This window comes from Bradyrhizobium sp. AZCC 1721, assembly GCF_036924715.1.
GTDB lineage: Bacteria > Pseudomonadota > Alphaproteobacteria > Rhizobiales > Xanthobacteraceae > Bradyrhizobium.
The window spans coordinates 4,098,170-4,110,358 of record NZ_JAZHSB010000001.1 but is presented as its reverse complement, the minus strand read 5'-3'; the positions used below and the strand labels follow the sequence as shown (position 1 = coordinate 4,110,358).

Genomic DNA, 12,189 nt, shown 5'->3' with positions numbered 1-12,189 from the left:
GGCAGGGAGTGGAGTAATTATGCTGGGCCGGCTCAATCATGTCGCGATCGCAGTCAAGGACGCGGAAAAAGCCGCCAAGATCTACGGCAGCGCGTTCGGCGCCGAAATTTCCGGCGCGGTGCCGCTGCCGGAGCATGGCGTCATCACCGTGTTCGTGACGCTGCCCAACACCAAGATCGAGTTCATCCAGCCGCTTGGCGAGGCCTCGCCGATCGCCAAATTCGTCGAGCGCAATGCCGACGGCGGCATCCACCACATCTGCTATGACGTGCCCGACATCATCGCCGCGCGCGATACCTTGATTGCGCAGGGCGCGCGCGTGCTAGGCGACGGCGAGCCGAAGATCGGCGCGCACGGCAAGCCAGTGCTGTTTTTCCACCCGAAGGATTTCTCCGGCGCGCTCGTCGAAATCGAACAGGCTTGAATACTGATGGCTTACAGCATCTCCACCGCGCTTGCGATCTACTTCGTGCTGTGGTGGGTCGTGCTGTTCACGACGCTGCCGTTCGGTGTCCGCAGCCAGCACGAGGACGGCGAGGGCGCACCCGGCACCGATCCCGGCGCGCCGGTCATGGCGCGGATGGGCTGGAAGCTGATGTGGACCACGATTGTTTCGGCCGTGATTTTCGGCATCGGGATGTGGGCGTATCACCAGGGCTATCTGAATATCGAACGGCTGTCGAAGCTGATGGGGTTGCCGTTCTGACAGTTCGATCTGGCCCGTTCGCCGACGTGTCTTTTGCGATTATCATCTGATTAAGAAGGCCGATTTCGGATCGAATTTCCTGGAACGGGAGTGAGCGCGCCTCCCGCACCGACAAGGGGGCAGGGGATGAGTTCACAGCGTCGATTATTGGCCGATCCGCGGCAGGACGAATATCGAATTCTGCATGAAGCCGATCTGCGGGATTACCTCGCAGGAATTCCCGAGGTCGCGGCACGTCTTGGCGGCGATCCGGCTTCCTGGTTGATCAGCGAAGTCGGCGACGGCAACCTCAATCTCGTCTTCATCGTCAAGGGAACGGCGGGCGGCGTCGCCGTCAAGCAGGCGCTGCCTTACGTGCGGCTTGTCGGCGAGAGCTGGCCGCTGCCGCTGTCGCGCTCGCACTACGAATATCTGGCGTTGACGCATCAGACGCGGCTGGCGCCCGGCCTGGTGCCTGATGTGCTGCACCACAACGAGGCGCTCGCGCTTGTCGTCATGGAACTGCTCGAGCCGCACATCATCATGCGCAAGGGGCTGGTGGCCGGCGCGACCTATCCGCGCTTCGTCGCGGACGTCACGACGTTCCTGGCCCGGACGCTCTTCCTGTCCTCCGACCTCGCGGTATCAGCCGCCGAGAAGAAGGAGGGGATCGTTGCGTTCGCAGGCAACCATGCGCTCTGCAAGATCACCGAGGACCTGATCTTCACCGATCCCTACCGTGTCGCCGAACAGAACCGCTGGACGCAGCCTTGGCTCGATGCGACCGCGGCGGCCTTTCGCGAAGACCTCGACCTCCACGTCGCGATCTCGCGGCTGAAACTGAAATTCCTGAACGCGCCGGAAGCCCTGATCCACGGCGACCTTCACACCGGATCGATCATGGTGACGGAAGGTGAGACCAAGGTGATCGATCCCGAATTCGCGTTCTATGGTCCGATGGGCTTCGATATCGGCGCGGTGATCGCCAACCTGCTGATGGCCTATCTCGCGTCCGCCGGTCACGAGCGTTCGCCCGTCGAGCGCCGCGCCTTCGAGGCGTGGGTGCTGGAGACCGTCGAGGGTATCTGGACGGAGTTCGCTCGCAAGTTCCTGGAGCTGTGGCGAACGCAAGCCGCAGGCGATGCCTATCCGCGGACGCTGTTCGAAGGCGAGGCCGGCGCCGCACGGCTGGAGGCCGAGCGGCAGGCCTATATGACGCGGCTGTTTGAGGACACGATCGGATTCGCGGCGGCAAAAATCATTCGCCGCATTCTGGGGCTTGCGCACAACATCGATTTCGAATTGATCGAAGACCCGAAGCGGCGGGCGATCTCCGAGGCGCGCAGCCTGCGACTGGCGCGCGCGATGATGTTGGACACGGCGTCGTTCCCGACCATCGGTGCCGTGACCAAGGCAGCCCGGGACGTGCGCGATTGGTGGCCGGATTTCGCCAGGTGAGAGCCGTCCCGCCGGCGCACGGAGGGGCTGGTGGCAACGTCCGCGTTAGGCAGATACCGGGAGTCCGGTATCTGGTTCTTTCCGTCGGGTTGACCTTAGCTTCGATAGTTCCAGAATTAACCGCCAGCGCCGACATCAAGGTTAAATAACAAGCTTACCCAAGCAATTCGGTTGCTCGCCTCAACGGGAGAGCTAACCGTCTAGGCCGCATTTCGAGAGATTTCTTTTCATTAGGGGGCGCTGCCATGGCACGTTCAACAAAACCGCCGATTTTAGATACGATCGATCTTGAGCGCGAGATCGAAGAAGAGTTTCGCAAACTGCCGTCAGTTCGCGAATCCCAGCCGACCGACTACGCGCCGCCTTCCGTACGCGCTCCAGAGTTGGGGATGCCGGATTATGTGGAGCACAGCGACGGTGCCACGGAGATCGGCAAGTTGTCAGCGGAAGCTGTTGTCCGCGAATATGAAGCCGCCGCGAAGGACATCGAGGCCCTGGGCGTTGAGCTCATCGAGCAGGCCCGGCAGTGCGAGGCAATGACCCGCGAAGCGCTCGCAGTGACCGAAGAACTGAAGGAAACCGCGGCGCGCTACCGCGCGGAAGCCAAACGCGTCTTCCTTCAAATTGAGAGCTGCTCGTTGTTGACGGCGGAGGTACGCAAGATCTGCGAGGAAATGAAGGACAAGATCGCAGCTCCAGCCCTGGTCGAAACTAAAGCCGGGGCGTAAAGCCCGAGCCATCCAGGTACCGATGGTGCTAGCGCGCCCTAGCTAGCCTCGTTGCAGGGGCCGGCGGCTGATGTCGTCGAAACGATTAATCAGCCGCTCTAATAGCTCCATGCGCATTCTGCCGCCTAATCGAATGGCTCGGCGCTGCCTATAACAAGCACACGAACCAGCGTCGGGTCTGACAGCCTGCGTGTTGAGCCAGTGGTGCGCCGCACCTATCGGGAAATTCGCTCTCATCGCTCCGCCCAGCCGAGCCTGCGCCACGCGGAATACAGGCGAGCGATAGAAACCCATGAATGGAGTTCGAGGTGAAATTTCTCCGCACCACGATCGCATCGGTGTTCTTGATGGCATCGTCATTCGCACAAGCTCAGCAACCCAATGTCACGGGCAGGAGGCTGTCACCGGAAGACGTGCGGCGGGTTGCTCCGGCGCTTGAGAAGTACACGCAAGAGCGCCTCTACGGCGAGGTCTGGAAACGACCTGGTCTGAGCCAGCGCGATCGAAGCATTGTCACGGTCGCCGTGCTCATCGCCCGCGAGCTGACCCTGCCGATGGCTTATTATTTCAATCAGGCGCTCGAGAACGGCGTCAAGCCAGGCGAGCTTTCCGAGATCATCACCCATCTGGCCTTTTATTCAGGCTGGGCGAACGCCTTTGCGGCGATAGGACCCGCCAGGGACGTCTTTACCCAGCGCGGAATCGGACCTGATCAACTCCCTCCCGTGTCGCCTCAGTCCCTGCCGCTAAACGAAGCCGCGGAGGCCGACCGCGTTGCACGGGTCGGGCAGCAGTTCGGCGCCACCTCTCCGGGACTCGTTCAACATACCACCGATGTCCTGTTCCGCGATCTATGGTTACGCCCGGACCTCGCACCACGTGACCGGAGTCTCGTGACCGTCAGCGCGCTGATCGCGTCGGGCCAGGTCGCGCAGGTGCCATACCATCTCAATCGGGCGATGGATAATGGCCTGACGCAAGAGCAGGCCGCCGAAGCGATCATGCATCTCGCCTATTATGCAGGTTGGCCCAACGCCTTCTCGGCGCTGCCGGTCGCGAAAGATGTCTTCGAGAAGCGTCCCCGTTGATTTGGGAGGCCGACATGAGCATTAAGCAGCCTCTAATTCTTAGGGCCGCGGTGCTGACGTTATGTCTGTGCGGGCCCGCGCTTACCCAGGAGACGCAAGGCCAATACGTACAGCTAGCAGAATTGGAAATCGATCCCGCTCAGTTGGAAAGCTACAAGGCTGCGGTTCTGGAGCAAATCGACGCTGCTATTCGCCTGGAGCCAGGAGTTCTGGTCTTATACGCCATGTCTGAAAAGGATAATCCCGCCAGCATCAGGGTTTTTGAAATCTATAGGGATGCGGATGCGTACAAGTCGCACTTGGAATCCGCTCATTTCAAAAAATATAAGGCCACGACGGAGAAGATGGTCAAGTCACTCAAACTTGTCCGGACGGACCCCCTTATGCTCGGCGCCAAGGCAAAGTGAGGGCGACCGGTACGCCTCCTCTTGAACGCTGTTATCCCCGGTAGCGCAGCGCGTCGACCAGCAAGGCAAAGGCCGGTGAAGATTGACGGCGATGAGGATAATAGAGGTGGTAGCCCGACCAAGGCGGGCACCACTCTTCAAGCACGCGCTTCAGGCGACCCTTCGCGAGGTAAGGCTGCGCAATATCCTCCGGCACGAAGCCTAGTCCAAGCCCGGCAGCGGCGGCATCCAGCACCTGAAAAATGCCATTGAAGACGAGCTGGCCCTCGACGCGTACTTTCAGCTCGCGCCCGTCCTTCTCGAACTCCCAGGCATAAGTGCCGCCATAGGTCGGCAGGCGCAGGTTGATGCAGTTGTGATCGATCAGATCCTGCGGCGTTCGTGGGACTGCTCGTTTCGCAAAGTAGGATTTTGTGCCGACAACGGCGAAGCGGATGTCGGGCCCGATCCGCACCGCGATCATGTCCTTCGCAATCTGCTCGCCCCAGCGCACGCCGGCATCATGGCGCTCGGCAACGATATCCGTCAGGCCGTAGTCGATAACGATTTCGACCTTGATATCAGGGTAATCCGGCAGGAATTTCTGCAGCTTCGGCCAGAGGACCGACTTGATTGCGTGGTCTCCGGCCGTGATCCGCACCGTGCCAGCGGGCTTTTCCCGAAGCTCGTTCAAGGCCTCGAGCTCGGCTTCAATCTCCTCGAAGCGGGGTGCCACCGCCCGCACCAGCCGCTCACCCGCTTCGGTCAGCGAGACACTGCGGGTCGTGCGGGTGAGAAGCCGCACGCCAAGACGCTCTTCAATTTGACGGATCGTCTGGCTGAGAGCCGACTGCGACACGCCGAGCTTTCCAGCCGCCTTGGTAAAGCTTTGCTCCCGGGCGACGGCGATGAGGTAGCGAAGGTCGTCGAAGCTGCCGCGCGGCATTTATTGCACCACCTAATAAGTCCTTGCAGATTATAGGGACTAGTCGCGGCAGAGCCATGCCCTAATTGTCATCGTGGCCCGAGGCATCGGGCAACGCGATGCTTCCCGAAGCTGCGATCACATCGCACATGCTGCTCACCGATGAATCGTGTTCGGAGCCCGGGAACCGGTCAGGAGGTGGAGTAGTTATTCGATGCCCGCGGGGCGGCGCATAGGCCGCCGTCTGCATCAATCAGTGCTCAGCAAACCGGGAGGCAGCAATGGCGCTCGCGATCAAGGTCAACGGTACCATGCAGAGCGTCGATGTCGATAATGACGCGCCGCTCCTCTGGGTCCTGCGTGATGCGCTCGGCCTGGCCGGCACGAAGTTCGGCTGCGGTGTCGCACAATGCGGCGCCTGCACCGTGTTCGTGGATGGCAAGCCAATGCGCTCCTGTACCCTGCCGATCTCGGCGCTCGGCACCCGCGAGGTGACCACCATCGAGGGCGTCTCCGGGCGGGAAGCCGAGGCGGTACAGCAGGCCTGGATCGCGCGCGACGTGCCGCAATGCGGCTACTGCCAGTCAGGCCAGGTGATGAGCGCCGTCGCGCTCCTCAAGCAGGTCAAGAAACCGAGCGACCGCGACATCGATCTCGCAATGAACGGCAACGTCTGCCGCTGCGCCACCTACGTCCGCATCCGCGCCGCGATCCACGACGCCGCCCGCGCGCTGGAGGGCTGAGCCATGACGATCCACGATGCTGCGCTTTCACGCCGCGCGATGCTCAAGGGCGCCGCCGGCCTCGTCATCGGCCTTTATCTGCCCGAGATGGCGCGCGCGCAATCGGGCGCGGCGCACGCCTTCCGTCGCGCCGCCGGCGGCACTGATTTCGCGCCCAACGCCTTCATTCGCATCGGCGCGGACGATGCGGTGACCGTACTGATCAAGCATATCGAGTTCGGCCAGGGTCCCTTCACCGGTCTCGCAACCCTTGTCGCCGAGGAGCTCGACGCCGACTGGTCGAAGGTGCGGGCCGAGCATGCGCCCTCCAACACCGACTTCTACAAGAATTTGGCCTTCGGCGTGCAGGGCACGGGCGGCTCCACCGCGATCGCCAATTCGTACGATCAGATGCGGAAGGCGGGCGCGACTGCGCGCGCCATGCTGGTCGCCGCCGCGGCGCAAAGCTGGGGCGTGCCGGCGCGGGAGATCACGGTCGAGCGCGGCGTGCTGCGCCATGGCGGGTCCGGTCGCGAGGGCCGCTTTGGGCAGTTCGCCGAGGCAGCTGCACGCCAGCCGGCCCCGGCCGACCCGCCGCTCAAGGACCCGTCCGCCTTCCGGTTGATCGGCCGCGACGACGGCTCGGTCAAGAAGCTCGACAGTGTCGCGAAATCCAACGGAACGGCGCAGTTCACGATCGACATGCGCGAACCCGGAATGCTTACCGTCGTCGTGGCGCACCCGCCGCGGTTCGGCGCCCGGGTCGCGTCCTTCGATGCGAGCGCGGCACGCGCGGTCCAGGGCGTGGTCGACGTCAAGCAGGTGCCGACCGGCGTGGCCGTCTACGCCAACGGCACCTGGCCGGCGATCAAGGGGCGCGAACAATTGCGCATCAGTTGGGACGAGTCGGCCGCCGAGAAGCGCAGCAGCGACCAGCTCATCGAGGAATACCGCGCGCTGGCACGCCGGCCTGGCCGCATTGCCGGCGCCCACGGAGACGCGATCACGACGCTCGCGCGCGCCGAGAGAATCATCGAAGCCGAATACGTTTTCCCCTATCTCGCGCACGCCCCCATGGAGCCGCTCGACGGCTTCCTGCGCTGGGACGGACAGCGCGCGCATGCCCGCTTCGGCAGCCAGTTGCAAACGCTCGATCACCAGGCGATCGCCAAGGTGCTTGGGCTCAAGCCGGAGCAGGTGGAATTGGAAACGATGCTCGCCGGCGGCAGTTTCGGGCGCCGGGCGCAGCAGACGAGTCATCTGGCGGCGGAATTGGCCGAGGTGGCGAAGGCGATCGGCCCTGGCCGGCCGGTGAAGCTCGTCTGGACGCGCGAGGACGACATCCGCGGCGGCTATTACCGTCCGCTCATCGTGCACCGCCTGCGCGGCGGCCTCCGTGATGGCAAGATCGTCGCCTGGACCGACACCGTCGTCAGCCAATCGATCTTGAAGGGTTCGCCCTTCGAGGCCGTGATGGCAAAGGGCGGCATCGACGCCACGTCGGTCGAGGGCGCGAAAGAAATTCCCTACGATATCGCCGATTTCCGCTGCGATCTGCACACGACGGATGTCGGCGTGCCGGTCCTGTGGTGGCGCTCCGTCGGCCATACGCACACCGGATATGCGGTCGAATGCTTCGTCGACGAACTCCTGCAGGCGACAGGGCAGGATCCGGTGGCGGGCCGGCTCGCCATGATGGGCAAGGCGCCGCGCGAGGCTGGCGTGCTGCGCGCCGTGGCCGAGCTCGCGCAATGGTCCGGGCCCGGCCCGGTCAATGGTCGCGCCCGCGGCGTCGCGGTAGTGAAGAGCTTCGACAGCTACGTCGCCCAGATCGCCGAGGTTTCGGCCGGCGACGATGGCCCGCGGGTGCATAAGGTCTGGTGCGCCGTCGATTGCGGCGTGCCGGTCAATCCGGACGTGATCCGCGCGCAGATGGAAGGGGGCATCGGTTTCGGTGTCGGCGCGGCCCTATACGGCGAGGTGGCTCTCGACGAGGGCCGGCCGGTGCCGGCGAATTTCGACACTTACCGCGTGCTGCGCATCCACGAGATGCCTCAGGTCGAGGTGCGCGTCGTGAACTCGACCGAGAAGCCGACGGGCGTCGGCGAGCCGGGCGTGCCACCGATCGGGCCCGCTGTTGCGAACGCAATGGCACGGCTCGGCCTCGGGCGGCCGCGCCGCCTGCCACTGGTGAGGGCGGTCGCATGATGCGCGCACAGGCTTTCCTCGCGGCGGGCGTGGCCGCCGTGACGGTCCTCGTCGTGGCCGCGGCCGCGCAGACTACCCGCCAGCAGACTGCGAAGGACTTGCGCTCCGTCTCGAGCTTCCAGAGCATCGCCGATCAACAGGCGCGTTCGATCGCGCTGTTCGAAGAGGCCGGCAAGGTGCTGCATCATCCGCGTTGTGTGAACTGCCACCCGGCGACCGAGCGGCCGTTGCAGAGCGACGCGATGCGGCCGCATCAGCCGCTCGTAGTGCGCGGGGCCGACGGGCACGGCGTGCCCGGCATGACCTGCAACACCTGCCACCACACCGCGAATTTCGATGCCGCCCGCGTGCCCGGCCATCCGCAGTGGCACCTCGCCCCGGCGTCGATGGCTTGGGAGGGGCGCACGCTCGGCGAGATCTGCGCGCAGATCAAGGATCCGAACCGCAACGGCGGCAAGGACATGGCCGCGCTCCTTCACCACATGGCGGAGGACTCGCTCGTGGGCTGGGGCTGGTCGCCCGGCCCGGGCCGCGAGCCAGCGCCGGGCACGCAGGCCGCGTTCGGCGCCTTGCTGCGGGCCTGGGCTGATACTGGCGCGCATTGCCCGCCGTCATGAGGCCGAGATGTTAACACCGTGTGCCGCCAGGAATGTGCGGGTCTGGCTGGATCAAACGCGTTTCGCATCGGTCGTCGAAACTCCCGTGCGCCATTTATTGTTCCAGCTTATAGGTGCTTGCGGATCATAGCGGCTAGTCGCGCCAGAGCCATTTCCTAGTTTGTCATCATCGCCGCGGGGCATCCACAGCGGACCTCGCAACCATTCGGAACGCCTGATGATCACTCGCAGAGGCATGCTTGACTCGACCTGCGGCATTGCGGCCGTGGCATTCACCGGCGTCGCCGCGGTCCAGCCCATGGCTGCCGCCACACAAGGAAGGACCGGAGCCATGCAGATCACACGATCCGGCTCGCAACCATCCCGGAAGGGAGAGGCGAAGTACTTCACGGGCAATGTACGGATCGATCCACTTTTCCAGGCGCCAGATCCTGCGCGCGCCGGCGCGGGAACCGTCACGTTCGAGCCGGGAGCCCGCACCGCCTGGCACACGCATCCGCTCGGTCAGACGCTCATCATCACTGCGGGGGTCGGCTGGGTCCAGGGCGAGAACGGCCCGGTCGAGGAGGTGCGGCCCGGCGACGTGGTGTGGATCGCGCCGAACCTCAAGCATTGGCACGGCGCGACGCCGACCACGGCGATGACTCATATCGCGGTCAACGAATTGCAGGATGGCAAGAACGTCGACTGGCTGGAGCACGTCACCGACGAACAATACCGAAGATGAGCTCGTCAGGCTGCGAGCGCCGCGCAATCAAGGCTCTGCTGCGAACTGATAGCTGGGTCACCGTGCATCGCGCTAACGTTAGCGGGCTATCCTTTAGTCCGCCGTCCTTTCCCGCAATCGTTGCGCATAGACGTTGATCACCAGCGCGGCCAGCAGGATCAGGCCGCGGATTAGAATCTTCAGGAAACTGTCGATGTTGACGTGATCGAGCCCGTTGTTGAGGACGCCGAGCACGAACAGGCCGACGATGGTGTTGCCGATGCCGCCGCGGCCGCCAAAGAGACTAGTGCCGCCGACCACGACGGCGGCGATTGAATCCAGAAGATAGGTGTCGAACTCGTTCTGCTGCGCGCTGCCGAAATGGGCGACGCCGAGCATGCCGCCGATGCCGGCGCAGACGGCTGATATCACCATGACGCTGCCGAGGATGAGCTTGACGTTGAGGCCGGAATATTCGGCGGCCTCGCGATTTCCCCCCGACCATGTAAACGTAGCGGCCGAAGCGGGTATAGGTCAGCACCAGATGGCCGCCGAGCAGCATCAAGGCCGCCACGATCACGATCCAGGGAATCCCGCCGATCGATGTCGACCCGAGCGTCGTGACCAGCGGAGGGACCTTGTAGGCGATCTGCCCGCGCACCAGGAGCGCCGAGATGCCGGCCGCGATCTGCATCATCGCCAGCGTCATGATGAAGGAGGGGATGCCGATCACCGTCAGGCCGAACGCGTTGACGAGGCCGAGCAGGGCGCAGAGCGCCAGCGCCAAGAGGATGGCGGCCCATCCGGGCATCGGCACGTTGGCGATGTTGACGTAGGATTCCTGCAGCGTGAAATAGGCGACTGCAATGCCGGTGACGTTGGCGATGGCGGCAATCGAGAGGTCGATTTCAGCGCAGAGAATCACGAAGGTGAGGCCGACGGCGATGATGCCGGTGACCGATATCTGGGTGAGGATGTTGCCGAGATTGTCGAGCGTTGCAAACGAGGGGCTGGCGGCGGCGAAGAAGCCGAACAGGCAGATCAGCGTCAGGAACGGCGCGATGTTGCGCATCTGGGAGCGCAGCATCACAGCGAGCCGGTGCGGGCGTTTGCGATCGGAAGCGGGGACTCTCACGCTTTCACCTGAAGTCATGTCGGTCTCCTCACGCCGCTTCGAGCAGGCGGTCCTTGCTGATCCGTTCGTTGGAAAATTCGCGCACCACTGCGCCGCGCTTGAGCACGATGATGCGGTCGGCAAGCGACAGCACCGTCTCCGGCTCGGTGGAGAGCACGATGACGGCGAGCCCCTTGGCGCGCAAATCCCTGACGATATGGATGACGTCGTCCTTGGCGCCGACATCCATGCCGCGGGTCGGTTCGCACAGCACCAATAGCCGCGGCGGATAGCTCAACCACTTCGCCAGCGCGACCTTCTGCTGATTGCCGCCCGAGAGCATGCCGAGATCGAGTTCGACCGCGGCGGGCCGGATCCGCAACTGGTCGACCTGGCGCGCGGCGATCTCGCGTTCGCGCGAGGGCTTCAGCAGCAGGGATGAAATGCGGTCGAGGACGCTGATCGAGATGTTCTTGTAGACCGGCTCCTGGTGGAACAGCATGTCGCGCCGGCTCTCGGGCACAAAGGCGATGCCGGCGCGGCGCGCGCCGGCCGTGCTGCGGAAGGCTTTTTGTTCTCCGGCGATCGCCAGCGAGCCCTGGTCGGGTTTGAGCTTGCCGAACAGGATCCGCGCCAGTTCGAGCTGCCCGCACCCCATAAAACCGTAGATGCCCAGCACTTCGCCGGCGCGGACGTCGAACGAAACGTCGCGCAGGCTGCGGGCGAGCGACAGCCCGCTCGCGTTCAGCACCACCGGCTTCTCGGCGGGCGGCGGCAGCATGATGTCATGCGTGTAGGTCTCCTCCAGCGCCTCGCGGCCATGGCCGATCATGGCCTCGATCAACGCGGGCTTGTTGGTATCGGCGGCCCTCGCCTCGGCGACCTTCCTGCCGTTGCGGAACACCGTTACGACGTCGGAGACGCGCAGGATATCCTCGATGAAATGCGAAATGAAGACAATGCTGGTGCCTTCGTCGCGCAGCCGCTTCAGGGTCGCGAACAGGCGCTCCACTTCCGGCGGGGACAGCGCCGAGGTCGGCTCGTCGAGGATGATGATGCGGGCGCCGGAGAACAGCACGCGGGCGATCTCGATCAGTTGCTGCAGGCCGATCGGCAGGTCGCCGAGCCGCGACATCGGATCGACGGCGATGCCGAAACGTTTGAGTTGCTCGCCGGCCTCGCGTGCCATGCGCCGCCACTGTACGAAACCAAAACGGTTGGTCGGCTGGTTGCCGAGAAACACGTTCTCGGCCACCGACAGATCTGGCGCCACGCTCAGTTCCTGATGCACCATCGCGATACCCGCCGCATGCGCGTCGCGCACCGATCGAAATCGGGTTTCCCCGCCGTCCAGGATAAAGCGGCCGGAAAAATCGGCATGCACGCCGGCGATGATCTTCATCAGCGTGCTTTTGCCCGCGCCGTTCTCGCCGACGAGACCATGGATCTCGCCGGGAGAAAGCGCAAAATCGACACCACGAAGGGCTTCGACGCCGCCGAAGGCCTTCGTGATCTCTTGCAGTTCGAGGATGGGCTTAAGTCCCACGGGCAT

The 12,189-nt window shown here is 63.9% G+C and carries 12 protein-coding genes and 1 pseudogene; 10 read left to right on the top strand and 3 right to left on the bottom strand.

Translation table 11 applies throughout. The features are described from left to right. The first annotated feature begins 19 nt into the window (after positions 1-19). From mce to V1273_RS19645, 6 genes are all read left to right on the top strand, one after another. Positions 20-424 (top strand): methylmalonyl-CoA epimerase, encoded by a 405-nt coding sequence (mce, locus tag V1273_RS19670; RefSeq protein ID WP_334362976.1) that lies wholly within the window; start codon positions 20-22, stop codon positions 422-424. A 6-nt stretch (positions 425-430) separates the two neighbouring features. Beyond that, a complete protein-coding gene (locus tag V1273_RS19665) occupies positions 431-706 on the top strand; it encodes a DUF1467 family protein (protein ID WP_028345796.1) in 276 nt (91 codons plus the stop codon). A gap of 126 nt (positions 707-832) precedes the next feature. Further along, on the top strand, positions 833-2,143 hold the full coding sequence (mtnK, locus tag V1273_RS19660; protein WP_334362975.1) for an S-methyl-5-thioribose kinase: 1,311 nt from the start codon (positions 833-835) through the stop codon (positions 2,141-2,143). Positions 2,144-2,388: 245 nt separating this feature from the next. Then, positions 2,389-2,871 carry a hypothetical protein gene (locus V1273_RS19655; RefSeq protein ID WP_334410607.1) on the top strand — a complete coding sequence of 161 codons (483 nt, stop codon included), beginning with the start codon at positions 2,389-2,391 and terminating at the stop codon, positions 2,869-2,871. A gap of 296 nt (positions 2,872-3,167) precedes the next feature. Next, positions 3,168-3,959 (top strand): carboxymuconolactone decarboxylase family protein, encoded by a 792-nt coding sequence (locus V1273_RS19650; protein ID WP_334362973.1) that lies wholly within the window; start codon positions 3,168-3,170, stop codon positions 3,957-3,959. A gap of 14 nt (positions 3,960-3,973) precedes the next feature. Next, entirely contained in the window at positions 3,974-4,366 is a 393-nt protein-coding gene (locus V1273_RS19645; protein WP_334410606.1) for a putative quinol monooxygenase, read from the top strand. 31 nt (positions 4,367-4,397) lie between these two features. On the opposite strand, the gene V1273_RS19640 is transcribed toward V1273_RS19645, so the two are convergent. After that, the gene (locus V1273_RS19640) at positions 4,398-5,291 is read right to left on the bottom strand and encodes a LysR family transcriptional regulator (RefSeq protein ID WP_334410605.1); all 894 of its coding nucleotides are present in this window, start codon (positions 5,289-5,291) and stop codon (positions 4,398-4,400) included. Between the two features lie 260 nt (positions 5,292-5,551). Between V1273_RS19640 and V1273_RS19635 the strand changes: the two genes are divergently transcribed. The 4 genes from V1273_RS19635 (at position 5,552) to V1273_RS19620 (ending at position 9,544) form a co-directional block, all read left to right on the top strand. Continuing rightward, positions 5,552-6,013, top strand: a complete 462-nt coding sequence (locus V1273_RS19635) for a (2Fe-2S)-binding protein (protein WP_275186306.1) — start codon at positions 5,552-5,554, stop codon at positions 6,011-6,013. A gap of 3 nt (positions 6,014-6,016) precedes the next feature. Continuing rightward, positions 6,017-8,200: a xanthine dehydrogenase family protein molybdopterin-binding subunit gene (locus tag V1273_RS19630; RefSeq protein ID WP_334410603.1), complete on the top strand. Its 2,184-nt coding sequence runs from the start codon at positions 6,017-6,019 to the stop codon at positions 8,198-8,200. Beyond that, positions 8,197-8,817: an Isoquinoline 1-oxidoreductase subunit gene (locus V1273_RS19625; protein ID WP_334410601.1), complete on the top strand. Its 621-nt coding sequence runs from the start codon at positions 8,197-8,199 to the stop codon at positions 8,815-8,817. Before V1273_RS19630 ends, V1273_RS19625 begins: the two co-directional genes overlap by 4 nt. 331 nt (positions 8,818-9,148) lie before the next feature. Then, the gene (locus V1273_RS19620; RefSeq protein ID WP_334368916.1) at positions 9,149-9,544 is read left to right on the top strand and encodes a (R)-mandelonitrile lyase; all 396 of its coding nucleotides are present in this window, start codon (positions 9,149-9,151) and stop codon (positions 9,542-9,544) included. Positions 9,545-9,637: 93 nt separating this feature from the next. On the opposite strand, the pseudogene V1273_RS19615 reads toward V1273_RS19620, so the two are convergent. Together V1273_RS19615 and V1273_RS19610 are read right to left on the bottom strand one after the other, a co-directional pair. Then, positions 9,638-10,676 (bottom strand): annotated as a pseudogene (locus V1273_RS19615) (ABC transporter permease). Positions 10,677-10,686: 10 nt separating this feature from the next. After that, positions 10,687-12,189: a sugar ABC transporter ATP-binding protein gene (locus V1273_RS19610; RefSeq protein ID WP_334382064.1), complete on the bottom strand. Its 1,503-nt coding sequence runs from the start codon at positions 12,187-12,189 to the stop codon at positions 10,687-10,689.

What these genes read in the sequence shown, in the direction of transcription:
- V1273_RS19610 (WP_334382064.1), bottom strand. Translation starts at nt 12,189, where the DNA reads ATGCCCGTGGGACTTAAGCCCATCCTCGAACTGCAAGAGATCACGAAG.
- V1273_RS19650 (WP_334362973.1), top strand. Translation starts at nt 3,168, where the DNA reads ATGGAGTTCGAGGTGAAATTTCTCCGCACCACGATCGCATCGGTGTTC.
- V1273_RS19640 (WP_334410605.1), bottom strand. Translation starts at nt 5,291, where the DNA reads ATGCCGCGCGGCAGCTTCGACGACCTTCGCTACCTCATCGCCGTCGCC.
- V1273_RS19655 (WP_334410607.1), top strand. Translation starts at nt 2,389, where the DNA reads ATGGCACGTTCAACAAAACCGCCGATTTTAGATACGATCGATCTTGAG.
- mtnK (WP_334362975.1), top strand. Translation starts at nt 833, where the DNA reads ATGAGTTCACAGCGTCGATTATTGGCCGATCCGCGGCAGGACGAATAT.
- V1273_RS19635 (WP_275186306.1), top strand. Translation starts at nt 5,552, where the DNA reads ATGGCGCTCGCGATCAAGGTCAACGGTACCATGCAGAGCGTCGATGTC.
- V1273_RS19625 (WP_334410601.1), top strand. Translation starts at nt 8,197, where the DNA reads ATGATGCGCGCACAGGCTTTCCTCGCGGCGGGCGTGGCCGCCGTGACG.
- V1273_RS19630 (WP_334410603.1), top strand. Translation starts at nt 6,017, where the DNA reads ATGACGATCCACGATGCTGCGCTTTCACGCCGCGCGATGCTCAAGGGC.
- mce (WP_334362976.1), top strand. Translation starts at nt 20, where the DNA reads ATGCTGGGCCGGCTCAATCATGTCGCGATCGCAGTCAAGGACGCGGAA.
- V1273_RS19620 (WP_334368916.1), top strand. Translation starts at nt 9,149, where the DNA reads ATGCAGATCACACGATCCGGCTCGCAACCATCCCGGAAGGGAGAGGCG.
- V1273_RS19665 (WP_028345796.1), top strand. Translation starts at nt 431, where the DNA reads ATGGCTTACAGCATCTCCACCGCGCTTGCGATCTACTTCGTGCTGTGG.
- V1273_RS19645 (WP_334410606.1), top strand. Translation starts at nt 3,974, where the DNA reads ATGAGCATTAAGCAGCCTCTAATTCTTAGGGCCGCGGTGCTGACGTTA.